This is a genomic window from Salinimicrobium sp. WS361 (assembly GCF_050750585.1).
Lineage (GTDB): Bacteria > Bacteroidota > Bacteroidia > Flavobacteriales > Flavobacteriaceae > Salinimicrobium.
Genome location: NZ_JBOJLM010000025.1, coordinates 1 through 26,933 on the forward strand (window position 1 = coordinate 1; position 26,933 = coordinate 26,933).

At 37.7% G+C, this 26,933-nt stretch carries 18 protein-coding genes; 5 read left to right on the plus strand and 13 right to left on the minus strand.

Translation table 11 applies throughout. The features are described from left to right. Positions 1-450: 450 nt before the first annotated feature. Positions 451-2,709 (plus strand): nidogen-like domain-containing protein, encoded by a 2,259-nt coding sequence (locus tag ACQ93I_RS16280; RefSeq protein ID WP_431699447.1) that lies wholly within the window; start codon positions 451-453, stop codon positions 2,707-2,709. 287 nt (positions 2,710-2,996) lie between these two features. Further along, positions 2,997-3,311, plus strand: coding sequence for a transposase (locus ACQ93I_RS16285; RefSeq protein WP_431699461.1), 315 nt, complete (start codon positions 2,997-2,999; stop codon positions 3,309-3,311). 444 nt (positions 3,312-3,755) lie between these two features. Here ACQ93I_RS16285 and ACQ93I_RS16290 read toward each other — a convergent pair whose 3' ends face one another. The 10 genes from ACQ93I_RS16290 to ACQ93I_RS16335 form a co-directional block, all read right to left on the minus strand. Further along, positions 3,756-4,670: a carbohydrate kinase family protein gene (locus ACQ93I_RS16290; protein WP_266070366.1), complete on the minus strand. Its 915-nt coding sequence runs from the start codon at positions 4,668-4,670 to the stop codon at positions 3,756-3,758. A 31-nt stretch (positions 4,671-4,701) separates the two neighbouring features. Continuing rightward, positions 4,702-6,216, minus strand: coding sequence for a glycoside hydrolase family 32 protein (locus tag ACQ93I_RS16295; RefSeq protein WP_431699448.1), 1,515 nt, complete (start codon positions 6,214-6,216; stop codon positions 4,702-4,704). Between the two features lie 14 nt (positions 6,217-6,230). After that, the gene (locus tag ACQ93I_RS16300) at positions 6,231-7,643 is read right to left on the minus strand and encodes a DUF4960 domain-containing protein (protein WP_431699449.1); all 1,413 of its coding nucleotides are present in this window, start codon (positions 7,641-7,643) and stop codon (positions 6,231-6,233) included. 12 nt (positions 7,644-7,655) lie between these two features. After that, on the minus strand, positions 7,656-9,350 hold the full coding sequence (locus ACQ93I_RS16305) for a RagB/SusD family nutrient uptake outer membrane protein (RefSeq protein WP_431699450.1): 1,695 nt from the start codon (positions 9,348-9,350) through the stop codon (positions 7,656-7,658). 19 nt (positions 9,351-9,369) lie between these two features. After that, positions 9,370-12,468, minus strand: a complete 3,099-nt coding sequence (locus tag ACQ93I_RS16310; protein WP_431699451.1) for a SusC/RagA family TonB-linked outer membrane protein — start codon at positions 12,466-12,468, stop codon at positions 9,370-9,372. Between the two features lie 10 nt (positions 12,469-12,478). After that, positions 12,479-14,080: a glycoside hydrolase family 32 protein gene (locus ACQ93I_RS16315; protein WP_431699452.1), complete on the minus strand. Its 1,602-nt coding sequence runs from the start codon at positions 14,078-14,080 to the stop codon at positions 12,479-12,481. Positions 14,081-14,083: 3 nt separating this feature from the next. Further along, positions 14,084-15,430 (minus strand): sugar porter family MFS transporter, encoded by a 1,347-nt coding sequence (locus ACQ93I_RS16320; protein WP_266070372.1) that lies wholly within the window; start codon positions 15,428-15,430, stop codon positions 14,084-14,086. A 210-nt stretch (positions 15,431-15,640) separates the two neighbouring features. Next, a complete protein-coding gene (locus ACQ93I_RS16325; RefSeq protein WP_431699453.1) occupies positions 15,641-18,406 on the minus strand; it encodes a substrate-binding domain-containing protein in 2,766 nt (921 codons plus the stop codon). Positions 18,407-19,616: 1,210 nt separating this feature from the next. Next, the gene (locus tag ACQ93I_RS16330) at positions 19,617-20,066 is read right to left on the minus strand and encodes a JAB domain-containing protein (RefSeq protein ID WP_431699454.1); all 450 of its coding nucleotides are present in this window, start codon (positions 20,064-20,066) and stop codon (positions 19,617-19,619) included. Positions 20,067-20,125: 59 nt separating this feature from the next. After that, positions 20,126-20,473: a single-stranded DNA-binding protein gene (locus ACQ93I_RS16335; protein ID WP_431699462.1), complete on the minus strand. Its 348-nt coding sequence runs from the start codon at positions 20,471-20,473 to the stop codon at positions 20,126-20,128. 745 nt (positions 20,474-21,218) lie between these two features. On the opposite strand from ACQ93I_RS16335, the gene ACQ93I_RS16340 reads away from it, so the two are divergent. Genes ACQ93I_RS16340 through ACQ93I_RS16350 form a run of 3 tightly spaced genes read left to right on the plus strand, consistent with a single transcriptional unit; the run spans position 21,219 to position 24,365 of the window. Beyond that, positions 21,219-21,746 (plus strand): BfmA/BtgA family mobilization protein, encoded by a 528-nt coding sequence (locus tag ACQ93I_RS16340; RefSeq protein ID WP_431699455.1) that lies wholly within the window; start codon positions 21,219-21,221, stop codon positions 21,744-21,746. Position 21,747: 1 nt separating this feature from the next. Beyond that, on the plus strand, positions 21,748-22,770 hold the full coding sequence (gene mobB / locus ACQ93I_RS16345) for a MobB family relaxase (RefSeq protein ID WP_431699456.1): 1,023 nt from the start codon (positions 21,748-21,750) through the stop codon (positions 22,768-22,770). Beyond that, positions 22,770-24,365: a type IV secretory system conjugative DNA transfer family protein gene (locus tag ACQ93I_RS16350; RefSeq protein ID WP_431699457.1), complete on the plus strand. Its 1,596-nt coding sequence runs from the start codon at positions 22,770-22,772 to the stop codon at positions 24,363-24,365. The genes mobB and ACQ93I_RS16350 overlap by 1 nt, the downstream gene beginning before the upstream one ends. 243 nt (positions 24,366-24,608) lie before the next feature. On the opposite strand, the gene ACQ93I_RS16355 is transcribed toward ACQ93I_RS16350, so the two are convergent. The 3 genes from ACQ93I_RS16355 to ACQ93I_RS16365 all read right to left on the minus strand — a co-directional run. Continuing rightward, the gene (locus tag ACQ93I_RS16355; RefSeq protein ID WP_431699458.1) at positions 24,609-25,031 is read right to left on the minus strand and encodes a UPF0158 family protein; all 423 of its coding nucleotides are present in this window, start codon (positions 25,029-25,031) and stop codon (positions 24,609-24,611) included. 155 nt (positions 25,032-25,186) lie between these two features. Next, a complete protein-coding gene (locus tag ACQ93I_RS16360) occupies positions 25,187-26,374 on the minus strand; it encodes a hypothetical protein (RefSeq protein WP_431699459.1) in 1,188 nt (395 codons plus the stop codon). Positions 26,375-26,509: 135 nt separating this feature from the next. Beyond that, positions 26,510-26,933, minus strand: a 424-nt coding sequence (locus ACQ93I_RS16365) for a hypothetical protein (protein ID WP_431699460.1), incomplete at its 5' end; no start/stop codon positions are given.

The following is a 26,933-nucleotide window of genomic DNA, read 5'->3' on the forward strand; positions in this document are numbered from 1 at the left end:
CTTCTGAATTTTGACTGTGAAAGTCAAATCCACTAAAATTTAGAATAATACAACCAGAGAAATTTTATTGTTATGCAATACTTTTTGCGATTTCAATCTCAATTTAATGATGACGTTATTCTAAATTATTGAAAGATAAATTTCGAAATATGAGAATAGGATAAGGAGAAATAAGGGACATTTTGTTTATGCATAAAATGATTATTTACACCCTAAAGCACTTTTACTTGATATAGAAAAACATCTTATTCTTGACTTGAAAAAGCCCCTTCTACAGGTTTCTATAGATTATTATGTTTACACCTTGCATTTAAGGAATAAGCACGTATCCAAATTCAATTTGAATACATCATTTGTAGGATTATAACTTCATTAACTTTTTTTTAGGGTTTTTTTTGCGGATCTGTTTTAGCTCATTTCTTTCCGAAAAATGTCCCAAAAATTTTAATAATGAAGAACAACTACATCTTGAAATTTATATTATTTTCAATAGGTCTATTTCTACAAGGGAATCTCTTTGCACAAACCGTCATCGATCCTTCAGATTCTGACCCTTATTATTACGAACGAAAAAAGGCGGAAGTGAAAAAACAGCCACAAGCTTTTTCGTTTAAAGCAGAGAAGAAAACGGCTCTTAAAACTGCTACAGTTAGCTCTACAGAACTTGAGGCACCTGGAGGTTTTTATGAACTTGATAATTCTTTTATAGCTATTCCTACAAATGATGATGGTTCTTTTGGCCCCATAGCGCTCCCATTTTCTTATAATCTTTACGGCACTAATTATGAACAGGTATTTATTAATACCAATGGCAATTTAACTTTTGAAGAAGCGAATCCTGTATACAGTGCCAGCGGATTTCCAAATGATATTCCCATGGTCGCTCCTTTTTGGGGAGATGTAGATACGAGTGAAGGGGGTAATATATATTATAAAATTACCAACGATGCGCTAATTGTAATATGGGACCAGGTGGAGCATTATGAACCATCAGGAAAAACTAATACTTTTCAAGTGATTATTTCCGATGGTACTAGTGATTTAACACCGCCGGGAAGAAATACAGCATTTTGTTCCAAAGATATGCAATGGACTACCGGAGGTGCTTCTGAGGGTGTAAATGGTTTTGGTGGTGTACCAGCTACTGTTGGTATTAATAAAGGAAATAATACAGATTATTTACAGGTTGGCCGTTTTGACAAGGCCGGCTCCGATTATGACGGACCTGGAGGAAATAATGATGGCATCGATTATCTTGATAATCAATGTTTTGATTTTAATATGGCCAATACTGATAATATTGCACCTAGCGCCAATTCCTTACCTGAGAACAAGAAGGTTCAACTCTATTTGGGAGAAACTGTTTCTTTTAATGCCTCGTTTATAGGTCCAGAACCTAATCAAAATGTCACCACCACCTTGACTTCGAATATGTGTGGATTAACCCATAGCATTACTAATGGAAATTTATCTACTGCTGAAATAACTATAGTTGGTAACGAATGTAATTTAGGAACCAATACTATTAAGTTAGAAACCATAGATAATGGTACACCACAAGAAACTACAACAACATTTATTACTGTAGAGATCCTATGTAGAGTGATCGCCTCAGCAAAAGATATTACAGTGCAGTTGGTCGAAAACGGGAACGCCGTTATTACTCCTCAAATGGTCAGTACTACACTTTCTGAGAATTGTGAAATTACAAACTTGAGTTTGAGTAAAACAGAATTTAATTGCACCAATATAGGAAGCAATTCTGTCACTTTAACGGTAACCGATGGAAGTGGGAATACCTCGAACGCTACAGCCATAGTGACAGTTGTAGACAATGAACTACCAACTCTTAGCCTCCAAAATATAACCCGTAAACTTACCAGTATAGACGGGCTAACTGTTCCAGCGACAGAATTTATTTCTGCAGTAAACGATAACTGTAGCTATACTATTACACCGACTAATTTCACCTTTGACTGTACTAATGTTGGCACTCAACAAGTGTCCATCACAGCAAAAGATGGTGCAGGGAATGAGGTTACCAAAAATGCCCAAATTACAATTGAAAACCCCGATGCTCTTGTAGAGCCCAGTGAGGGTAATACGGTAGTTTCTTCACCGGGAAATTACACGGTAGTTGATAGTAATCTACTAATTCACCTATCTGACAATGTCGATGGTGCAACTGTTTCTATCAATGAAAACTTCCATACAGGTGATGAGTTGAGGTTGGCTACTGGTTTTACTTTGCCTTCAGGGGTGACCAGCAACTATAGTGCTTCAACCGGAGTTCTTACCCTTTCGGGAACTATGACTTCCCAGGAACTACAGAGCATTTTTCAGAATATCCAGTTTCGCACCAGTAGTAGCAACGTTCTTGAAAGGGAAGTAGTTTTTAACATTGGAGGAGGAGTATCTAATTCCGATAATGATCATTATTACGAATATGTAAGTGGTGCTTTCACCTGGGAACAGGCCAGGGCAGATGCCGCAACAAAAACCTTAAATGGTTTGCAGGGATATCTTGCCACTGTTACCTCAGCTTCAGAAAATGAATTCATTACGACCAAACTATCCGATGATGGCTGGCTGGGAGGTTCTGATAGTTATACACAAATTAATTCAGCTTTAGGAAGTTCACTTTACGCAAATCAAACAGAGGCTGAAGCAAAAAACTCCAGACAACTCAGCACTATGCAAAAATTTTAGATAGAAAAATCAGTGATGACATGGCTGCTTTGAAAGAAAGGTTAGATTCCTCTTTGGACGCAATAAGTTTGAAATAGGGATTTCACTAATATTAAGCATCGAAAAAAAGTTTAGCTAAAACATGCATTTTCCCTAAGTGAAAATAACGTAAAAAAACAGATGCTGATTTTCAGATATAACAATTAATATTTTAGGAAGTTCTTCATCTGTATTTTAATTGTGAGAGTCAAATCCACTAGAACTTTAAAATAATATAAAACCAAAGCAAATTTATTATCAATTACTATCTGGCATTCAAATTTCAATTTTCAGTAGAAGAACTCAGCAGTTTTCTCCAGCAAATTCAAAAACGAGGATTCGAGAAAATACATAAAGGTAAACCAGATGGCCTTCTGAATTACGAAAGGAACCAGAAGATTGGATCAGGAAATACCAGGAATGGCTTTACTCAAAAGAAGGTTCGCAGTTCTTATGGGGAAGATATTATAAAAGTTCGCCAGGACGAGTACGGATCCTTTAATCCCGTGATCGTTCCCAAACGTCAGAACACATTATTGACGGTATCAAAAATGTCAATGAATCGCTGTACGCCAAAGGAATGACCAATGGTGATATCCAGAAGTAAATTTCTGAGATTTATGGATGTAATATCTCTACATCTACCATTTCCCGAATTATAGAACGGATCAGTAATGATATTGTTGTCTGGCAAACCGCACTTTAGTGCCTATTTATTTGATCATCTGGATGGCCGGAATCATTAATTAAGTGGGAGAGAACTCCAAAATAATCAATAAGACAGTAAATGGCTGTCGCCCTTAAAAGAGATAGTCAAAAGAGAATTGTCCTTCCCAACGGATGATGCTGTAATGAAATAGGTATTATGGCTCTACGCAAAGCAACCAAAAAGGGCCAGTACCAATAAGAAACTGGGTAATCGTCCTCAATCAGTTTTTGATTATATACGAAGGAAGGGTTTAGCTTTAAATGAAAGTCACCCCCCTTTACTTAGAATTTACACACATTACGGATCGTGTTTTTTTCTTTTAACTCTTGTATTTCATCTCAAAACCTGGTGCATAAATGAACTCTTTGACTTTATTGGGCTCCAACTTTGGATTTGCTCCTTTTTCTCCTGCAACCAAGGCGCCTACCGCACAGGCATAATCCAATGCAACTTGCACAGCTTCACCTTCAAAAAGCTTAGCGAGGAGACTTGCTAAAAAGGAATCACCAGCACCAACAGTGTCTTCTACCTTTATTTTGAATCCGCTGTTGTAGTAAAGCTTCTCATCTTTTAATAAAACTGCTCCATGTCTGCCTTTTGTAACACAAATAGTTTTGGCAGCAGATCTTTCGGCTATAAACCTGAGGTTTTGCTCTAAGGAGTGGTAGGGGGAGCCAAGGATTTCTGCTATTTCAAATAATTCGTCATCATTAAACTTAATAAAATCGGCTTTATTGATGAGATAACATAAAAGTTCTCTTGTATAGTGTGGAGGCCTAAGATTAAAATCCAAGACCTTATATTTTGCTGTTGGGAGCAACTCAAACAGGCTGTTTCTGCTTACCTCATCCCGGCATACCAAGCTTCCGAAAATAAATATATCGGCCTCCTCTACGGCCTGTTGATTCTCCCGCTTTACCTGGATCTTATCCCAGGCGGCCGGATAGGCGATTTCATAGGTGGCCGATCCGCTTTTGGAAAGGCGCACATTCACCACTCCGGTCGGGTACTGAGGATCTCTGAGGACATTGGTAGTATCCACTCCTTGCTCTTCCAAAAATGTGATTATTTGTTCCCCTTTTTTATCGGTTCCTACTCTACTTATCATCCGGGTATTTACCCCCAGGCTGCTCAACCTTGCCGCAACATTTAATGGAGCGCCGCCAATTCTCTCCTCATCGGGAAAGACATCGTATAGTATTTCACCGAAACAGACTGCTCTAATTTTTGTCATATTTAAGCTTGTTAATTCTAATTTTTCAACTCTATTTATTCACTATAGGTTGGATGTAAAGCGATTGTATAAATTCTGCTTCAGAATCAGAGTGTATTTGAAGGTCCCCAAACGGGGTATTAGGAAATATTAAAAAAGTAATAACACGCTCTCCTCCATTTACGAAAATCTCCACTGAAGATTTATCTACCCAAATTTCTAATTCTAATTCATTGCTCTCCGGTAATACGTATGGAATGAATAAATTGTTATTATTCAGATTGTTAAAACTATAACCAGCATCATTTCTGTTTATTACAAATTCTGATGTAGTTTTATCATACTGCAATGATACTCCACTCGTTTCATTTCCCCAGAAGAGCTCTATAGATTTGTCTTTGGACAAATCTAGTGTTGTATTGATTTGAAAAGTCCCGGTTTTTAGAACTGGATCATTTTTAATATCTACACCGTTAGTAGTATATTCAACACTATTAGAAGCTAAAACTGAGCTCATCTCTTCAGCAGGTTTACTTAGAAGCAGATCACCGTTATTAGATAATTCAAGCGTTCTGGGCAAGGTCATGGCACTTCTCCAAGCTGTTGTAGGTACATTTTGTGCGTAAGCCCAATTGCTCATCCATCCAATAAATAAATTTCTCCCATTCGGTTCATTACTCCAGGTCACGCCAGCATAATTATCGGTACCGTAATCTAGCCATTTAGTTTCTGTCTGACTTGTCTCAAAAGTTTCCCCATCAAAAGAACCAAGAAAATATTGAGTTCCTGAACCTCCATTAGGTGCTCCTGGATTAATGCTAACCAGCAGTGCCCATCGCTCTTCTCCATTTTCATTTCGAACAGTAAAAAGATCCGGACATTCCCAAACTCCTCCATGCGCCCCATGACCATGACCAAAACTTTGAAGATACTCCCACTCCTTAAGATTCGGGGAGGAATAAAAAATGATTTCCTGTCCTGCGGCGACCACCATTATCCATTGTTGCTTTTCTTCGTGCCAGATTACTTTTGGATCTCTAAAATCGGTTTTATCCTCATTGGTTAAAACAGGATTCCCCTCATACTTTTGCCAGCTACGCCCCTTATCATTGCTATATGCCAGACTCTGATATTGTTCATTAGTCTCTGGATTATGATGTGTAAATATTGCTGCCAATACATCTTCATCTCCCGTTTTGAATCCGGCAGTGTTGTGAGTATCAACAATCGCACTGCCGGAAAATATGTTTCCCAAATCATCAGGATACAGAGCCACCGGAAGCTCCTCCCAGTTTACCAGATCCTCACTCACTGCATGCCCCCAATGCATTGGCCCCCAAACATTGTCATCTGGATTGTATTGAAAAAACAAATGATATTCACCTTTGTAGTACACCATTCCATTTGGATCATTCATCCAATTCTTTTCCGGCGTGAAGTGGTAGGCAGGTCTAAAATTACTATCTCCCACTTTAATCACTGAAGGCTCATTTTCTTCATCTTCCTTAGTACAGCCCAAAATGATTAATGAAAGCACAATAAGTAAGTATTTATTTTTACTGAACATATCCTTCTTTTGATTTATTGCACTTTTAAATAATCCAGCGCATTTTTAGTAATAGCTTCGATATTTTCCTGAAAGTTATTTTTCCCATTATTTTGGTTCCACTCGAAGGATCCAATCCCAATTCCTATTGCGGTACCATTAAATTCGTCATTTGGTAAGGTTTCAAAAATTCCCATCATAAAATAATCTGCAATACCATCCCAGGTGCCAAGTATATTTATTTGATTTTCTTCACTTATGGTTGTATAGGCAGCTTCATCAGCATTCCCATAGCCATAATAAGCCGGAAGATCTACAAATACATAATTATGATCTTCTTTCCACCCAGGGCCAATAAGTGGGATTATTTTGCGACCATCAACATTGTTGGCATTCAGTCCTTCAAAGATGGGATGTGAACTTTTATCGTGAGCCCGCCCAATATTGACATTAACCCCCCAGGTATCCGGATTGTCAAATCCTCCCCCGGCACCTATAGCTGTTCCGAAATTGGGGGTCATACGACCGATGGTCCAGAGATACTGTACTGCATGGGTATTCAAGAGTAGAGCACCTCCTTTTCTATGGAATTCTGCAATAGCAGAAACAACTTTCTCACTCGTGACTTCTGCGGGAAGTGCTGGATTATTGCTGTCATTATCATAATGCCACCAAAGCACCCTAAACTCACTCAGGTCAAGCCCTTCTTCAATATCTGAAAATTGAACATATTCAGCATCAGGATAATTTTCAAAAAGCCAGTTTGCAGAAGCAATCACGTCATCATCGCTGATAGACCCAACATTTGGTGCAGTCCCCAAATAGCCAATTTTAGTTGCTCCCACAGTGAAGTTTAAGTATTTTGAAGGTGATGGATTGCCTTCTTCATCCATGGCGTTAATTTGAAATTTATAAGTGCTGTAAGTCTCATTATTAAAAGTATAGGAAGTGGCATCTGCCGGGAGGCTTATTTCTTCCGAATCAACTCTTAATCGAATACCTGATATGGTTTCCTCAGGCAAGGTCCAACTTAAGTTTATATTTGTTCCTTCCTGGACTCCTCTGAAGTTGGTTACAGCCTGAGGTCCTTCCCGATGCAGGATCACTGTTTCTCCTAAAGAGTAATTCCCTTGGTCATCCTGAAGCTTGACGGTGAAGAAGTAATCTGTATTAACATCTATGATTCCGTATTTAAATATATGGACGGGAGCATTAATGTTTTCAATCCCTTTGTTGTGATTAATTCTTGTTGTAAGGTTACCTTCGTAGGAAGGATTATCCCACCTAACAACGGCAGTATCCCCCACCAGTTCTACCTGTAGGTTGTCGACTGAAGATATTACCGGCGCTGCTACAGGTTCGATATCGCGGTCATAGGAACATGAAATAAAAGTCCCCAGAAAAACAACTATTAAGACAATATCTTTTAAATTATTAAAGTTGATCATAATTATAATGTTTTAGTAGCCTGTATTTTGTACATATACATCCTGACTGAAGTTTATCTGAGCCTGTGGAATGGGTAAATATTCTTCCCGACCTTCATCAAATGAAGCGCCCTCGTAATAGGTGATTTCCTCGGCTTCTTCATCGTAATATTTGTTAAGAGTTTCTCCTGCAATACCCCATCTTACAAGATCAAAGAAGCGATTTCCCTCCATTGCAAGTTCTAACCTGCGTTCCCAGCGCAATGCCTCACGGGCTACATCTTGGGTCCAGTTGATGTTTTCGCCGTCTATATAAGGACTTACCCCAGCATTATTGGCGTAAGCCGATATTAAGGTAGTACTTTGATCTGCCCTTTCCCGTACTTCATTTATTAAAGGAAGCGCTTCATTGTGTCGTCCAAATTCGATTAAAGCCTCTGCTCGCATCAACAACACGTCTGCATAACGAATCTCGATTCTATTTTTCGAGTTTCCATAGAAAGGATCTATGTTAACGAGATACTCCGAATCTGCAGTCACATTCTCCTTTAAAGAAGCAGTATATCCGTAGGTACTTGGGGATCTTACCCAATTTTCCTGATAGATATCCTCTTCATCATATTTCCAGGGCAGACCAGGAATTGCTACAGTATGATATAACCGGGGATCTACACTATAATTTTCCAGATTATTGAAATCAATATTTGATTCGTTGTAATTTGTAAATAGAGGTAAGCCTTCTTCGTTAACTTTATACGCATTTACCAGATTTTGACTTGGTTTATGGAAGTCACAACATCCAATTCCCTGAGGGGTTGCCAATACATCTGAAAAATTCAACCTTCCGTGTAGTGTCCCATCATTGTCTGAAAATTGGATTGAAAATACTGATTCCGGCCCGTTTTCAAAACTCCCGGGCAGAAAATTATAAGCAAAATCCTCTTCAAGTTGATGTTTCCCAATTACGTGAGCTGTTGCATCTAAAACTTGCTGTAATCTTTCGGGGTTAACATTGACGACATTGTGATTCTCATCTTGTTGGTAAGCCTGATAGAGCCGTGTTTTCGCCAGGTATGCATATGCTGCTGTTTCATCTGCTCTTCCGACTTCAGGTTGTGAAAGGGGGAGATTTTCGGCTGCTGCTTCGAAGTCACTCGCAATAGCGTTCCATAGTTCATCATTACTTAAAGCACGATTCGAAATATTCCCATACTCCTCCACAGGAATATCTTCTGTTACGTATGGAACATATTTGTACATGATCTTCAACATGAAATAAAAGTGTCCTCTCAAAAATCTCATTTCTGCGATTCTGGTTTCCTTCTTAGGAAAATCAGCTTCGTCGATTTGGTTCAAGGCAGCCAATGCTTTGTTTACTCTTGAAATAGCAATAAAACTGTTGTACCAGAAAGCATCCAGTTCACCAAAATCGGGTCTTATATTCTCTGATACTTCAAAGAAGTGAAAAACCTGGATGTCATTTGTGCCACTCCCTCCTTTGTAAGCATCATCAGAGCGGACATTTCCATAGGGCCAAAGACTAAAGGGAATGTCATAGTGATCATTACCCAATGCTGCATAAGCTGCTGTCACAAATCCATCAACGTTTTCAGGAGTTGCCAATTGTTCTTCAGATAGTACCGCATAAGGATCTTCCTCCAGAAAATCTGAACATGCAGCGGAAATAGTTAAAAGAACTATGCCGAGTAAATATTTTATTTTGTTCATAATAAAGAGTTTAATGTTTTTAGAGAGATAGGTTCAATCCAAGAGTTACTGTAAGTGGTTGGGGATAACCCCATCCTGCATTTTCAGGATCTACTCCAGTAAAATCTGAAGAAGTTATCATTAGGAGGTTCTGACCGCTTACATAGAACCTAGCATTCGTGAAATTCATCCTTTCCAGAACCGCTTCCGATAGGCTATAACCCACCTGAAGGTTTCTCAATTTCAAGTATCGTCCATTCTCCACATAATAGGTAGAAAACCGAGATTCTGCGTTTCTGTCGATTGTTGTTAGAGCTGGTATGGTTGAGTTTATATTTTCGGGAGACCAGGCGTCAAGAAGTCGGGCTCCCTTATTGGACCCAACGTCATCAACGCTCCAAAAATCTGTTTGGAATTTGCGACTATTAATTACATCAACATTTCCAACTCCTTGCCAGAAAGAGGTAAAATCAAAATTTTTATATCCCAGTGTGATGTTAAAGCCATAACTAAAATCTGGATGTGGTATTCCAATCCATGTGCGGTCATCATCGGTAATAATTCCGTCCCCATCTAAATCTTTATAGCGGAGTCTACCAAGGCCTTTCCCTTCTTGTTCAGCAGCATTCATTACCTCTTCTTCGGTCGTGAACAGACCGTCTGTAACATACCCATACATAGAATTAATCGGTCTCCCAAGAATATTGTCCTCACCTCCATCACCACCATAGCTGTTCTGCACCTCTTCTGGCAGATAAGTTATTTCATTTCGGTTAGTGGAAATATTGGCTGAAATCTCATAGCTGAAATCTCCTTCAGTTTCATCGCGGTAAGTTAGTGCGAATTCCCAACCTTCATTCTCCATGGAAGCCCCGTTTACCCATCTGTTTCCTCCTTCACCTATTGTTCCCAGGTATGGAGGTAATACCAGAATATCTTCAGTTTCCTTAAAGTAATAGTCAAGATTTCCAAATAATTTATATCCGAAAAATCCAAAATCAAGCCCGATATTAGTTTGAGTAGTAGTTTCCCATTTCAGGTCATCATTTCCAATCTGTATTCCTCTAAACCCTGAAGGCAATAAACCTGATCCACTTCCAGAGAGATCGTACGCTGTTCCATATGAGGTTCCCCAGGTAGGATCACCTCCAGCATAATCCGATACATATAAAGAATAGATAGCGTTGTTATCAATTTCCTGATTTCCAGTTTGCCCCCATCCAAGCCGTAGTTTTAGATCGGAAAAAAATGAATAATTATTGTGTATAAAATTTTCCTCACTTATACGCCATCCAGCAGAAAAGGCCGGAAAAGTTCCAAAGCGATTATTTTCTCCAAATCTTGATGAGCCATCTCGTCGTATGGTAGCTGAGAATAAATATTTCCGATCGAAAGTGTAGTCCAGTTTCCCAAAGAAAGAGAGCAGGCTGTAAGAAGTAGCAGAACCTCCATTATAGGCTTCACCACTTCCTGCATCAGGATACATATAATCCGGTGTTTCAAGAACAAAACCTTCCCTCCTTAGATTAATGTTCTTATAGTCATCTCTAAACATTTCTGTACCAGCGAGCAAACTTAATTCGTGATTCTGAATTTTTACCTCGTAAGTAGCTGTGTTAGTCCAGGTCCATTTCAAACTTCTCCAGTCCTCAATATTTACTGCTGTTTCATTGTTTTGCAGATAACCTGATTTATAACTTCTTTGAAGAGAACGGCGATAAAAATTACTGTAGTCAATTCCAAGATTTGTCCTTAAATGAAGATTTTCAATAAGCTCCAGGTCAGCGTAAGCATTTCCAAACACCCGATGATATTCATATCCATTGTCTTTATTGTACTCAAGTAAACGTACAGGATTTTGCCTGTCGTTCATTCCACCAACGGGTCCACCCCAACCTTCTCCATCTACCGTGCGAACAGGAATAATAGGAGATGCTTTTAATGCCAGGTCTAGAACACCAGGATTTTGAACTTCATGAGTTTTATTGAAGGTAAAGTTTTCCCCTATTTCCAGCCTATCTTTAAACAATTTATAGCTACTGTTCATCCTTGCCGAAATCCTGTTAAATTCTGTGGTCTTTACGATGCCTTCATTGTCATAATATCCAAGAGAAAAAAGATAATTCCCCTTTTCTGTTCCATTCGAAACTGACAAATCATAAGATTGGGCAAAACCTGTTTGAGAGATCTCATCAAACCAGTCTGTATCTGCAGAATATAAAGTTTGTTCATCATCCAGATATTCCGGAACTATAATATTGTTGAGAACAGCTTCGCCAATATCATTGTAGCCCCAATCGAACTGGTATCGCAAATTGTTAGAATTAGGATCAATTCCGTCATTTATTTGTGCCTGCCAAAGGACTCTCCCATATTGTTCTGCATTGAGCACTTCCTGTCTATTGGCATAAGTAGAGGCCGATACATAAGAATTAAGATTAATCTGCATTCTTCCTTCTCTTCCTTTTTTAGTTGTAACTATAATTACCCCATTAGAAGCTCTTGATCCATATATACTGGCAGAAGAAGCATCTTTTAATACTTGAATTGACTCAATGTCATTTGGGTTCAATTCATGCATTCCAGCCTTGGTTGGTACTCCATCAATAACATATAGAGGATCTGTATTATTTAGAGTCCCAACTCCACGAATCACAACCTGAGTATTAGAGCCACTTGGAGAACCATCTGAAGTAATTTGAACCCCAGGAAGCCGTCCCTGTAAAGCTCTAACCGGATTAGGTTCCGGTTGTTTATTGATTTCCTCCATGTCTACCACCGAAATGGCTCCGGTAATATCAGTCCTTCTTTGAGATGTATAGCCCGTTACCACCACATCATCCAACTGTTGAGCATCCATGGTAAGAGATACATTAATTTCTGTTTGATTATTTACAGCTATTCTTTCAGTTCTAAAACCTAAATAACTATATAACAATGTGGCTTGAGGATCAACATTTGTTATGGTATAATTTCCGTCAAAATCTGTTACTACACCTTCATTTGTCCCTTCTACCTGAATGGAAACTCCCGGTAGAGGCATTTGATCATCTTCGGAAATTACGGTTCCCGATATTTCTATTCCCTGCGCCCACATAGAAATGGGTAGGAGAAATAATATTAAGAATTTACTATTCATAGGAGTTGTATTAATTGAAATTTAGTTGATTGATCTGAAAATTTTCTATTGTAAAATTCTGCTCTCCATCCGCAGTAATTGTTTGGAAAAGTTCATTGGGAAAGAAAATTTCGGTCATTACTGTCTTTCCATTATCATAAAAGATCTCAATTGAAGTTTTATCCAGAACTATTTTAACGTTCAGAGATTCCGCATTGGATAATCTTGGTGCAGTCGAGACCTCCTTACCAAAGACATCCTTAAATTCGGTTAGACCTGAATTCCCCCTGTTTAGAAAAAATTCTTTTTCTATTCCAGAGTATCCAAAAATTAATTGATCTCCTTCACTATTCCCAAGCGTGAATTCATACCGTTGCTCCTGAAGGTTGGAAATATCAAAACTTAGAACAGCTTTTGATAGATTTATATCTTCACCCGCAAGTATGGTACTATCCTGAACTACTATTTCTTTTTGGTCAACACCTGTAGAATAATATTGCTTCAGTTCTTGTACCGGAGAAGAAAGGATTCTATAGGTACTTCCTTCCTTATTTAATTTTAGAGTCCTGGGAATGGTCATAGAGCTACGCCATTGCTCGGTAGGAACTTCATTAGCATATTCCCAGTTAGACATCCAACCAATAAATAAACGACGACCATCAGATTCCGGAATATTTGACCAGGTAACCCCAGCGTAGTTATCTTTCCCGAAATCTATCCAATAGTCATGTTCTTCCCCAATCTCTGCAATAGATTCATGCGGAGTGAAAGTTGTTCCATCAAAATCTCCAATAAAATATTGTGTTGCCGAACCTCCATTAGGCCCGCCTGGATTTATACTAACAAGTAGTACCCATTTCTCTTCACCTGTCTCTTCCACTGTCATTTTAAATAGATCAGGACACTCCCAAACACCTCCATGCCCCCCAAGGTTTTGTCCGAAATCGCTTTCGTGTTCCCACTCAAGAAGATTCAGTGAGGAGTAAAAACTAATATGGTCTTGAACAGCTAATGACATAATCCATTTTTGCTCTTCTTCAAACCATTCTACTTTGGGATCTCTAAAATCCCTAATGCCTGGATTTCCAAGCACTGGATTCTGATCATATTTGATCCAGGTTTTTCCTTTGTCTAGACTATATGCTATACCTTGAGTCTGGAAATCATCTCTTCCTGCATCGGCGGCTTCAGCATCATGATAAGTAAAAATTGCTATAACCGGGGGAATGTCCCCTTCACCAAGACCTGAAGTGTTGTTATGGTCAACAACTGCACTTCCTGAGAAAATTGTTCCATGTTTATCCGGTTCAAGAGCAATGGGCTGTTCTTCCCAGGTAATAAGATCGGTACTTGTGGCATGACCCCAGTGCATAGGCCCCCAGACATTATCATCGGGATTATGCTGAAAAAATAAATGATATGTTCCATCTAAATAGAACATTCCGTTGGGATCATTCATCCATCCTGAATCCGGTGTAAAATGAAAAATTGGTCTGTATGCGACTTCTTCTTCACTTTGTGCCGGTGCCACTTCTTCTTGTGTGGCTGCTCCTTCTTTACCTTTATCCTGGCAAGAAGACAAACCAATACTCGCGAGGACAGAAATTTGTAATATTAGGATATACTTTTTCATATTTTAGATAGTTTGTTGTTTTTTATTTGGGGTTTTTCTAATGGACAATTCTTCACTTAATTCTTCGAGAGACTTTCCTTTAGTTTCTGGCATCATGAAAATGACAAACAAGAGTTGAAGCACCATCATAAATGCGAAAAACGCAAATACGTAAGCTGGACCTATGGTCGAGAACAAAAATGGGATCAATGAGGGAATGATTGCTGCTAATAACCAGTGAGTGGAAGATCCAAAAGCCTGTCCTGAAGCGCGTAGATGATTAGGGAAGATTTCAGAAATGAAAACCCAAATTACCGCTCCTTGTCCTATTGCATGAGCCGCAATGAACATGAACAGGAAAATGGGAACAGTTAAACCTCCCCAATTCAGGAAAAAAGATGCTGCCACAAGAGATAGGGAAATAATATAACCTATGGAACCAATATACATTAACAATTTTCGGCCCAGCTTATCGATAAGTACCACTCCAAGGATCGTAAAAAGCAGGTTTACCACTCCAATTCCGATACTGCTGAGCAATGCAGTACTTTCCCCTAAACCGGCTGCTTCAAAAATACGTGGTGCATAATATAGAAAGGCATTTATACCCGAGAGTTGATTGAAGAAAGCTACAAGGAAAGCAAGAATTAGAGGGAATCTGTACTTTTTCATAAAAATGTGTTCCCCCGTTAAGTTTGACTCTGATTGTTTCTTTATTTCAATCATCTTTTTTTCTACATCCCCATCTGGCTGTATCAAACTTAATATTTTACGGGCCTCTCCTTCTCTTGCCTTGGATATGAGCCACCTCGGACTCCTGGGGATAAAAAATACAAATGCAGTATAAATGAATGCAGGTATGGCCTCCACGCCCATCATCCACCTCCAGGGTTCTTCTCCCGTATTTCTTAGTAAGTAATTAGATAAAAAAGCGACCAGAATACCCAGAACGATATTAAATTGATAAAGAGACACAAGACGCCCGCGATATTTTTGTGGAGCGATCTCTGACACATAAGTAGGTGCTGCAATAGTAGAAGCTCCTACCCCAAGTCCTCCAATAAATCTGAAAACGGCAAAAGAAACAGGATCATTGGCAAGTGCAGAACCAAGAGCAGAGATTATGTATAACAATCCTATAAATAACAAAGTATTTTTTCTACCAAACTTATTTGTTGGAACGCCACCAAAAATGGCTCCTATTACTGTTCCCCACAGGGCCATCGCCATCACGACTGAGCCATGGAAGGCATCAGAAGTACCCCAGGCAGCCTGAAGAGATTTGTCAGCTCCTGAAATAACAACTGTATCAAATCCGAATAAAAATCCTGCCAATGCAGCAGTTATTGACCAAGCTAAAATTTTGTTCATTTCCACATTTTTTAATCAGCAACTAAGATAAATGGAAAGGAACCTGAAGAAATTTAGGAATCACCTAAATCGTTATAATTTTGTTAAGTCGGATTTAAAAATACACAATACCTTGTTTAACAGTAATTTACGTCAATTAATTATTTTAGCTATAACGTTATAGTTTTAAAAATGATACCTCAAGTTTAATAATGTAACATCAGAAAGATTTTAAACAGAGTCTTTTAAAGGTTCTTTGGAATCTCTGAATTTTTTAGGAGTTAGACCGTACTTATTTTTAAAGGATGTGGAAAAATAACCTGGAGAAGAATACCCAACGCTGTAAGCAATCTCAGACACGTTTAGATTGGTATCCTCTAATAAATATTTTCCTTTTGCGAGTCGTTGGGAATTAATATATTCATTGACCGTTAATCCTAACATAGCTTTAACTTTTCTATACAAGTGTACTCTTGAAATATTGAAAATATTTGAAAGCTCCTCAACTGAAAAATTTTGATCCTGTAAATTTTTATCAATAACCTCATTTAGCTGTTTCAGGAATTCCTGTTCGGAGGTATTGAGCTTATTATCTTCAATTTCATTAATCCTATTTGTGTAATAGTACCTCAATTTCTCTCGGTTGTACAGTACTGACACCACCGATTGCTTAAGAACTTCCAGATTAAAGGGTTTGGTAATATAAAAATCCGCACCACTACGCAAAGCCTTTATCCTCGATTCCTCATCGTTAAGGGCGGTTAGAATTATTACCGGGATATGAGAGGTTCGAAGGTCATTCTTTAATTCTTTACATATTTCAAATCCGCTTTTGTTTGGAAGGTTTAAATCACATATTATCGCGTCCGGCACAATATCAAGAGCTTTCTCTATGGCATCCGTTCCGTCGGAATGATGTAGGTTGTATTCTTTATGAAAGTTCCTCTGAATTAAATTCGCCAAATCAAGATTATCTTCAATTAAAAGTATATTCAGTTCATTGTCCAAAACACCAGGAAGATCTTTCATCACTGCCTGTGGATACAGTGAGTCTATATGAGTCTCTAATTTTTCATACTTTAAAGGTTCATCTTGAGAAATTATATAATCCTTTAGATGTTCCGTCCCTTCAAGCAGTGACACGCAAAACTCAGTTCCTTTCTTTGATCTTAAGGAAACCGTGCCTCCATGAAGTTTTACAAATTCTCTGGTTAGATACAAGCCCATTCCTGAGCCCGGTTTAAGATTATTAGTTGCTTGAAAATAGGGATCAAAAATTCGTTCTTGTTCTCCTGAAGGAATTCCTATACCCGAGTCCTTCACGTAAATATTGATTTTTTTAGGATCGGAACTTTCTTCAATACGGACAGAAATTTTTCCGTTTTTCGGAGTGAATTTTAAGGCATTCGAGAGCAAGTTGAAAAAGACTTTGTCCATCATATTTCTATCAATATAAAGTTCAAGTTCCTTATTTGTACACTTTAAATCCATATCAAGGGAATTTATAGCAGCTTCTGTTTTAAAATCATGAAAAATGGATTTAAAAAACTCATATATATTTGTTCGACTTGGTTTTATCACAAAAGATCTAGTCTCTAGTTTTCGGAAATCCAATAACTCATTAATAAGACGCAACAATCTTTTTGAATTATTCATTATAAGCCTTGTCTCATATTTGTAATTATCAAGGTCTTGATCTTTTGCTTTACTCAGAGACTCTACCGAGCTCGTAATAAGTGTAAGAGGAGTCTTAAATTCATGAGACAATGCAGTGAAAAAATTAATTTTTGTCTCGTTGGTTTTCTTCAACTGTTTAGCAAAATTTTCAATCTGATTCCTTTGAACCACAATTTTTTTATTAATGATTTCGAGACTTCTTTTTCCCCGTTTGACTCTAATTAAAAGATAAATACTATATAGGGCAAGAATCAACAGGAGGAATAACAAAAAAGCCATAAGCTGAATCAGACTGTTCTGAGTATTATAGGAGGTGATTTGTTCCCGAATGATCGCCTGCTGTTCTTCAATATCCGTCTGCTGCTGATTTAACTTATTAAACTGGTTCTGCATAATATCCACATTAACAGAATCTATGACCACTGTCTTAAGGATATTATTTTTTTCTACTACTTCATTTTGAAGCAGATTCTTTGCAAGCCGTATTGCTTCACTTCCTCCTGTTGGATAAAGTATGGTAGCTGAAAGTATTCCATCCTTTACCAGTTGGATTCCCCCACTGGGGCCATATAGTCCGTCCACTCCCACGAAAATAATGTTATCATCAAGGCCTTTTTTCCTGGCTACCTCAAGAGCTCCCTGTGCCATTCTATCATTGTGAGTGAAGATGTAATTTATATTAGAGGTGGAATCAAGAATTTTTTTAAGTCCTACTTCAACTGAATGTTTCTCCCAGTCGCCCTGAACCGTACCTATGATCTTTAAATTGGTTTGTTTATTAATGACATTTCTGAATCCCAGAGAGCGTTCGTATGCTGGAGAAGATCCCGCCAAACCTTTAATTTCAATTATATTCCCCTTCTTGTGGCTCGCATGAGACAATATGTACTTTGCAGCATTCCCTCCTACCTCTACATTGTTTGCCCCTACATATGCTGTGTAATTACTCCCTTCTATTTTGCGGTCTATCACAATAGTCGGTATGCCTGCACTCATGGCCTTTTCAATTATTGGGGTAATAGGTGCAGATTGAATAGGAGAGACTATCAGTACATCAACCTTTTTATCAATTAAAAGATTTATGTCCTCTATTTGTTTTTGGATATTTCCAGCTGCGTCGAGAACTTCAAGATCAAGTTCAGGATGCAAAGAAGTTTCAATCCTCATAGATCGATTCATCTCTTTCCGCCAGTTATCTGTTGTCATTGCCTGGGAAAAACCTATTAAGTAGCCTTCACGCTCTTCATCTGGGCTACAGGCAGAAAACAGAATTATAAGGAGGATGGATATAGACCTTACATATTTCACTATTGTTTTCATAAAAATGAATGTACCTCTGCATCTTCATAAGTTCCACCAAAATGTCCAAATATTTGGATTAACTTTTAACAGATGCCCTTTTTAAATTTTACGATTTTCCCGCCAAACAAAAGGGAAAGTATATATGGGCTTATTAAAAGAGAACCTCATAAATAACCGCCACAATTTTGAATGCTGTTACTTTTTTTTTTAGCAAATGGAAAGGTAACAAATTTCAATAGGAGGCTTTCTGCTAGATTGAATTTACTAATCTTTTTTTTGCAATAATAAATTATACAATTTAAAAGCTTATATCAACATGTGACAAGAGACTTAGAAAGTTTTTTCAGATATCCCTTTAGATTTGCTGATTTAATCCTGTGATAGCATTAAAATTCTATGAAACTTTTTGCTTTTACTTCCTATTGCGCATTCCTAAGCTTATATACCCCTTTTTTTGTATATAATCAAGAACTGATTGAGGACGCTTCCCCGGTTTCTAATCGGGGTTTACCCTTTTGGTTGCTTACCCTAGGGGCAAATATACAGATTACAGAACACTCGTTAGGTGAGGTCACAGACACTCACTGAATTTAAAGCATATACACGGTATGAGTTCACCTACTTTTAATTAGCTGAAATGCCTTTGTAAATAAATAGACAAAACACATAAGAATTAAGGCCTAGATATTCTCACATTATGTTTACGCCAAAAAAACTCTTTAAAAATTGTGCAAGTAGAAAATATAAAGTTACAACCCTCATATTTTTTAATCTTGCCTGTGAAATTCCAGAGCTACTATTTATACATAATAGAAAATACATGAAGCTAATTTATGGTGTACCTGCCAAAGCTTCAGAAGTTGCCTAAGGGTTCTAACACTAGGTGGAATACCAAATATTCTTATAAAAACTGCATAATCAGGATTTAATTATCGTTTAATTAATCAAAACCAGTACACATAAGGGCTCAGAAAATTTTACTGTATCCCCTACTCTAAAGTTCTAGGTAAGACAATATTATATAACGAATAAAACTATTTGTATATCAGCACTATACAGATTTTTTTAATTAAATAACATCGCTTTAGCGTGTTATCCTCTTGCTATCCTTTTTACCAGCTAATTAAGTTGCTGCTCCTGAAAAAAAGCCTTCATCGACTGGAGCAGTCAAAATTTTCCTACACAAGAAAAAGCCGGATCATCTCCGGCCTTTTAAAAATCAGATTTTTTATAATAGTCCTTCATCCGAAAATGAAAAGTACTTGCCTTCTGGAGTAATAATGAGGTGGTCCAGAAGCTTTATATCGAGAAGCAAACCTGCCTCTTTGATTTTCCGGGTTAGGGCTTTATCATTATTACTGGGCAATAGAGTTCCTGAAGGGTGATTATGAGCAACAATAACTGCTGTGGCTAATGATTTAAGCGCTACTGCAAAAACTATCCTCAGGTCTACCAGAGTACCGGTAATACCCCCGGTGGATATTTCAACTATACCTTTCACCCGGTTTCCATTGTTGAGGAGCATCAGCTTAAAACACTCCTGCATCGCGATATGGTTTAAGTTCCATTGGCAAAAGAAATTTTCAAAAGCGTCATTAGAAGAAGATATTTTTGGCGATTCCTTTATTCTCATGTTACCGAGGTATTTCAGAGAAATTTCATTAACTTTAGTTTTCATAATTATCTTTTTTAGATTTTTTAGAGGGGCAAACGAGCATTTGCACCCTCTTTTAATTTTTAAGCCTTTGTGGAAGAACTGCCAAGCAAAAGAATTTCACTGGCGATAATTTCAGATACATATCTTTTGGAGCCGTCGGAGGTCTCATAAGATCGGTTGGACAGTTTTCCCTCTATGGCAATCTCTCTTCCTTTGGATACATACTTCTCCACGATTTCAGCGGTATTGCCCCAACAGATAATTTGGTGCCACTGAGTGTGTTCTACCTTGTCACCCTGGGAATTACGATAAAATTCATTGGTGGCCACTGAAAAAGAAGCCACTTTTTTGCCATTTTCAAGGGTTTTGGTTTCGGGCGAATTTCCTACGTTCCCGATTAGCTGCACTTTGTTTCTAATTGTTCTCATAACATTTAATATTAAAAGATTAATAATGGATTTACTTTTTATATCCGGAGCGTTTTCCTTTTTGTTTTTCTTTGGTGCCGCTTCCTTTTTGATGTTGCTGTTTGATTTCATAATTCCTTTTTTTGATTTACTTCCCATAGAGCCTTCGCTGTTACCTTTTTTGTTGCTGTATGATTTTTAAACATTCGGAATTGATAAGGACTTATAAAAAGGAGGCACGACTGGCTTATGCAGTCCGTCAACTTCCGAATGTTGTTACTTTGCTTACAAAAAAGGTGAAGTCTAGCGGAGGCTCGGGAGTATTCAAAAAGCCATATGAGAAGAACAGAACATCTGGAAGAGGCACCAAAGCCTTAATATGAAAATCCACTTTTAGCGGACTTCATCCCCAATTATGTAGTGTAGCGTAGCCTTCCGAAAAAATAAATTTCCGGCGTAGTGAAAAGGAGAAATTGGGGGTGATGTCCAAGAAGTTTTCAAGCGAAGCTCTTTTCTCGAAATGAAGCCTTTTGCGGAATGGAGCGGAAATGTGCTGAGCGGCTTTAGATAACTCACAACCATTTTCCACATTTGAGTCATTACACTCTCACTCTTCCTATTATCATTTATTAATTAAAAGCAGCCTTTTCTTAGAGATTCAATTAAAGGTAGACGATCTATATCTTAAAGTTCCTTTGAAAATGACAACCCAAGTCCCGGAGATATTATTTTGATATATCATAATTCACTGAATCTGGATCAAGAAATGAGCACATTTTCCACTATTAGTATAAAGGTAGAAACGGCAAAAAGGTTCCGTACTTTCTCAAAGGAGACAGGAGGATCAAATACTGAAGTACTGGAGCTTATGCTGGAATATTTTCACAAGTACCAGATCTCCCCCAGGCACAAAGCTAAAATAGATTTGCCCGCATTGGATGAAAAAATACAAAAGCGACTCAATGCTATAGTGGCAATTATAAAAGAAATAGAAAAAACCCAAACCCAGCCTACACTTGCGATGTTACAGCTACTTTTTGATCCTGCTCAGGCAACTTCCATTCCTTCCAGCCGTATCCCATTGCCCCCTGTAAAAGAAATCTCTTCCCCTGTAAAGCCCGTCAGGGAGAGGAATATTCCAGTAGACAGAGCACAGGAAGAAATAAAAAAAGATCTTGAATATATACTCAGTAAAGTAATCCTTGACAAAAGGACCTTCGGTCCCGATAAGTATATTCTTGAAATGGAAGGAGAAGAGCTGGAAAGGATGAAAAGGAAATTAAAAGCTTATTGAAATGTACCTGACAATCACTCCCCAGAAAATAGGAGGCAATTTCACCAGTAGTGTTGCTGACTTTGTGACTTATCTGGAAAAAGAGAATCGGGACCAGCCGCTGGAAAAAATGAACTATTTCTTCAACCATACAGGGGATCAAATCACAGAACAACAGGTAATCAGAGAAATAGATGCCAATGCAGGAAAGCTTAGAAAAACTGAACCCCGGTATTATTCTATTACCATTAATCCGAGCCAATATGAACTCAGGCATATCAATAACAATTCAGCATCTCTCCGGGAATACACTGTACAAGTGATGCGTGAATACGCCAAAGCCTTCAACCGGGAAATAGAGGGAAAACCTGTTGGGATAGAAAATCTCAAGTTTTTCGCAAAAATAGAATACCAGCGTAGTTACCATCATTATGATAAAGAGATCAGGGAGAATTCTCCCTACATCAAACGAATAGTCAAACTGGAACATGACCTGGTAAAAATCAGAAGAGGAGACATGGATGGAAATATTCAAAAAGTAAAGAAGGAGATCAGTCGACTCATAAAGGAAGTTCCACACACAATAGGCGGAAAACCCATTAAAGAAGGTATGTTAAAACCGGGGCTTCAAACCCATGTACATGTTATTGTCAGCCGGAAAGATGCTACCAATCGTTACAGCCTTTCTCCCGGGAGCAAATACAGATCTTCAACCGTTGAGATGCACGGCAGGATGGTGAAAAGAGGATTTGACCGAAATCAGTTTTTTCAAAGTGCAGAAAGGACCTTTGACAGAATGTTCCAGTACCAAAGAAATTTTGTAGAAAAGTATTCCTCCAGGAAAGAGCTTCAAAAGAATCCGCGACTGTATTATTCAAAGCTTATGAGGTTACCAGTAAATGAGAGGCAGCTCGCTTTCAAATTACTCAGAACTGCAGGTATGACCTTACCTGCCAACGGTTTCACACCGCAGGTACAACTGGCCCTCAGGCACTTCAGGAAAGCTATTGATTTAGCTGTAAGATCATCTTCCATTCATTACTAATGATTGCAGTCTTATATTTTATTTGGATAATCACATATACCGGTCTGGGCAGTTGGTTTGTTCTTCATTTACTGCTGTTCAAAAAAGGTGTTTTTTTTAACCAGTTTCTTCTTGTGTTTTTCAGTTGGAGCTTACTCCCCCACCCGGCCGACTTAGTAATCTGTTTAGAGCTTTTGCTGAAATTATTTTTGCCGGCATCAGCTTTGAATTTGGGCCTGTATTGTTTTGTCTTACCACAAGAGCAGGTTTCAGTAGTAAGAAAGTACAGAGCAAAACTACCACTGGAGAACGGGAATCTTGTATTAGAAAACATCAGGAGAGGAGTTTCCATTATTGGAGCTGCAGGAAGCGGCAAGACAGAAAGTGTGGTGTATAATCTACTGAAGCATTTCAGAAAATACTCCTTTAGCGGTTTATTACACGATTATAAAAATTTTGAACTTACAGAGATTGCTTATCCCCTGTTTAAATCAGGTAAGCTTCCCTTTTATATCATCTCATTTGACCGGATATACCACAGAGTCAATCCTATTGCTCCCAAATACATGATCGATGAAGAAAGTGTAAATGAAGTAGCGAGGGTACTCCTGGAAAACCTCCTGGAACAAAAAGAACTTCTCGCATCAGGAACCACAAAATTCTTTAATGATGCCGTGGAAGGACTAATTGGAGGCATGATCTGGAAACTAAAAACCGATCATCCGCAGTACTGTACCCTCCCTCATCTAATAGCAGTTTACCAGAGCATGGATACCCCGGAACTGGTTAGCTTTCTCAGTGGTAATATCACTTCCAGGTCTATGGCAGATGCTTTTATAAGCGGGATCGCATCAGAGCGGCAGACTGCAGCTGTTAAGAGCAGTCTTGCCAATGCTTTGAAAAAGATCTGTACCCAGAGAATCTTTATGGCCCTATCAAAAGATGAAGTACCATTAGATATTAATAATCCTGAAAATCCTGCAATAGTATCGATAGTCAATAATCCCAAATTTGAAACCGCCTATTCTCCTGTCATAACGACCACAATACATACTATTACAAAGCAAATGAGCATTCGGCAGCGTGGTGCCTCCTTTCTTCTTATGGAAGAAGCCCCTACCCTTCGCCTACTGCACATGCATCGAGTGCCGGCAACCCTGCGTAGTTATAACATATCCACGATTTATGTAATGCAGGACAAAATTCAGAATGACCTCCTTTACGGAGAAAAAGCCAGTAAGGCAATCCTGAGCAATCTGTCGTACCAGTTCTTCGGGAAAGTAAATGATCCCGATACTGCGAAATACTACGAACAGTTCTTTGAAATTATACAGAAAGAAAGCATCAGCATACACCAGGGAGGAAATCTGAATTTCGACACCCGTATCACGAGGAGCCACAGGGATAGTACTAATATACGTTTTGACGCCTTCTTCCGATTAAAAGCCGGAGAATTTGTGAGTTTTGCCGATGGAAAAGAGAAGAAAATCCGATTCGCTCCTCCTAGAATAAAGAAGGAATTACCCGGGAAATTCGGTGGATATTCAGAAGAAGAAATTAGAGAAAATTACTACAGAATTTTTCAGGAGGTTCAGGATGAAATCCTGAACAAATAGAGCAATGAATCCGTAGATATAATATTCAAGGAATTAAAAAAAATAACACATGTAAAATTTAAAAATAAATGGCACTCTTAAGGAAAAACTATTTTAAGAAATGAAACAAAATTCACTATGACTGAGTACATCAGTAATAAACATAAAGGTTTATTCCCAACAACAGCTTTTTCAGGTAAGGAGAGGAGAGTGGACTTCCAATTGGACAGTGAAATTTCTGCCAATTAGTTAGCCAATGGTTTTTCACATATCCACCCGGTCAGATATCTGTTCCCTTACCCAATCAACATTTCTTTCTTGTCGGAAGTCAAACCATTCCTGCCTAAAATCCGATTGGTGGATCAGATAATTAAAATTCCGGAAAGGCTTTGGTCGGCTTAAAGCAGCAAGTAACTTTTCACGAAAATCATCTGCTTCCAACCGGTCCGCAAAAGATTGCATTACCCCATAAGATTGATTGGAATTCATTGGCTCGATCCGAATATAATCATCCCAATTTTTCTCAAGTTTATCTATGACTTCTTGCCAGGGATTTTCCTCATCTGGAAAAAAGTCCATTTCTGCCGGATGATATTCAAAATTACTGGTTATAGTATTTAGAAAACAAAGATTTCCGCATAGAAGGTGTTCTGCCATTTCTTGAATACTTGCTTCCTTAACTTTCATTTTTTTATTTTTTTGAACGTCTCGAATGACACAAGTTTCGGTCTTGGAAACTCGAATTTTTCCGTTAATAACTTGATTTAAAGGTAGTCCAAAATTCCATTTTCAAAAAAAAAATTTCGCAATGTGTATTATTTATTGTTCAACGCACGCAGTGTTTACTCATTCAAATATTTATCTCTACTTTCTATTAAATACTCAAAATCTCGATATTTTTTTATTCTTTTTGTGTTCAATTCTATTAATACTTCTTCTCTAAAAGTTTCATCTTTAAGTTTTTCTAACATTAAACTATTCTTATAATATTCTAATTGAATTACAAATCTTCTAAAGAATTCTTCTTCAAAGTCTTTAGAAATTAAACCATTGTAGAAGTCTATTAAATCGTGTCGTTCTATAGGTTTATAAAACACGAAGCCATCAAATATCTCTTTATATTTCACCTCATTTTTGAGTTGTTGTAAATCGAAAACATCATTTCCGAACATCGAATCATTAAAATTGAAACCAATATCCTCAATTTTCAAATATTTAAAAGCTGCGTCCCATTTTCCTTCTTGAATAAGTCTATATGCCCAACCTTTATCTTTTCTGAAAAAAACGGGACGATTGGATAAAATGCTTACGGCTTTATTTCCAAAATAGTCAGACAAATATTTTCCTGCATTTTCCACAACTTCATTGTCTGGCGTAATTGTATGCATTTTAAAAGCGTGTCTATAATTCAATATGATAAGAGCTTTACTGTTATTTTTAGATTTTAATTTTTCATATTTATTAATGATGTTATAGGCAATTAAACTGTCTCTGGGTTCAATTTCTATTTCAAATTCCACTGTATAGTCTTCAACAGTTTTGATTTTCTTCCAATCAAACTCAGAATCAGAAGGATAATATGAAATTTGGTGTTCAGAGTTTTGGTTGATGTCATAAATAGTCCTCAAGAAGTAACGATAATTGTATCTATCCCAAGAAGGATAAAACGTAGAATTTCGTTGAAATTTAGTTAGTTTCTTTGCTACGTAAAGACTATCCAATTTACGTTTCTTTAGAAATTCAGTTATTTCGGGTTGTAGATTAATAACTCCAATTTCAGTAAATACGTTTTTTACATTTTTTTTAAAATAATCATCAGACAAAATTTCTTTAATTAACTCATATTGTGAAAATTCACTGTGGTCTCTTTCACAAAGAATCACAATATCATGTTCTTTAAACTGTTGTAAAATGTAATCTTTAGCAGATTTCTTTTCTACTTTTTTTAAGTGGTCGACATAAGGTTTAATTTCAGAATTTTGTGAATATCCAAAAAGTGGTAAAAGAAGTATTAATATTAGCTTTTTCATTATTCTCCATTTGGTTTTTTCGGAATTGCGTAGAACGTCTCGTATAAAAACAGTGTGAGCTTGCAAGCGAGCACGGACTTTCGATTCGAGACTGATTTGAGCATTGTTTTTATATGTTGTTGGCGAATCGTGCTTTTATTTTTCGAGTCTTATTCGGTCTTTAAATCTTTTTCCCAAAATTTCCTCTAATTCCTTCATCTCCTTGTCGGTCAGGTTTAAACCTATTTCTAAATGTGCGCCAGGCCAAGCGATTTCGAACTTTTCTTGATCCATTTTCACGGTTATCTTTTCGTCCGAGTTTAAATCTCCCTCAATTTCCGATGATTCAATGTGGTAAAAGTCTGATTCAAAATCGTCCTCAGGATAATTTCGTTGAATTAAAAGATACTTTTCCTCGGAATTAATTATCTCTTCAACTGACTTGAATTGATCTTCTGATGTATTTGAGTCGGAGAAAGTTATAGTGCAGCCAAATTGCTTATCCTCAATTGTTAATTCCTCACAGTGAAAATTCATATCTTTAGTCAGGTTTTGGTCGTTTCCGCATGTTTGCCAACGT

What these genes read in the sequence shown, in the direction of transcription:
- ACQ93I_RS16350 (WP_431699457.1), top strand. Translation starts at nt 22,770, where the DNA reads ATGATTGCAGTCTTATATTTTATTTGGATAATCACATATACCGGTCTG.
- ACQ93I_RS16315 (WP_431699452.1), bottom strand. Translation starts at nt 14,080, where the DNA reads ATGAAAAAGTATATCCTAATATTACAAATTTCTGTCCTCGCGAGTATT.
- ACQ93I_RS16325 (WP_431699453.1), bottom strand. Translation starts at nt 18,406, where the DNA reads ATGAAAACAATAGTGAAATATGTAAGGTCTATATCCATCCTCCTTATA.
- ACQ93I_RS16305 (WP_431699450.1), bottom strand. Translation starts at nt 9,350, where the DNA reads ATGAACAAAATAAAATATTTACTCGGCATAGTTCTTTTAACTATTTCC.
- ACQ93I_RS16295 (WP_431699448.1), bottom strand. Translation starts at nt 6,216, where the DNA reads ATGTTCAGTAAAAATAAATACTTACTTATTGTGCTTTCATTAATCATT.
- ACQ93I_RS16360 (WP_431699459.1), bottom strand. Translation starts at nt 26,374, where the DNA reads ATGAAAAAGCTAATATTAATACTTCTTTTACCACTTTTTGGATATTCA.
- mobB (WP_431699456.1), top strand. Translation starts at nt 21,748, where the DNA reads ATGTACCTGACAATCACTCCCCAGAAAATAGGAGGCAATTTCACCAGT.
- ACQ93I_RS16300 (WP_431699449.1), bottom strand. Translation starts at nt 7,643, where the DNA reads ATGATCAACTTTAATAATTTAAAAGATATTGTCTTAATAGTTGTTTTT.
- ACQ93I_RS16330 (WP_431699454.1), bottom strand. Translation starts at nt 20,066, where the DNA reads ATGAAAACTAAAGTTAATGAAATTTCTCTGAAATACCTCGGTAACATG.
- ACQ93I_RS16320 (WP_266070372.1), bottom strand. Translation starts at nt 15,430, where the DNA reads ATGAACAAAATTTTAGCTTGGTCAATAACTGCTGCATTGGCAGGATTT.
- ACQ93I_RS16340 (WP_431699455.1), top strand. Translation starts at nt 21,219, where the DNA reads ATGAGCACATTTTCCACTATTAGTATAAAGGTAGAAACGGCAAAAAGG.
- ACQ93I_RS16335 (WP_431699462.1), bottom strand. Translation starts at nt 20,473, where the DNA reads ATGAGAACAATTAGAAACAAAGTGCAGCTAATCGGGAACGTAGGAAAT.
- ACQ93I_RS16290 (WP_266070366.1), bottom strand. Translation starts at nt 4,670, where the DNA reads ATGACAAAAATTAGAGCAGTCTGTTTCGGTGAAATACTATACGATGTC.
- ACQ93I_RS16355 (WP_431699458.1), bottom strand. Translation starts at nt 25,031, where the DNA reads ATGAAAGTTAAGGAAGCAAGTATTCAAGAAATGGCAGAACACCTTCTA.
- ACQ93I_RS16280 (WP_431699447.1), top strand. Translation starts at nt 451, where the DNA reads ATGAAGAACAACTACATCTTGAAATTTATATTATTTTCAATAGGTCTA.
- ACQ93I_RS16310 (WP_431699451.1), bottom strand. Translation starts at nt 12,468, where the DNA reads ATGAATAGTAAATTCTTAATATTATTTCTCCTACCCATTTCTATGTGG.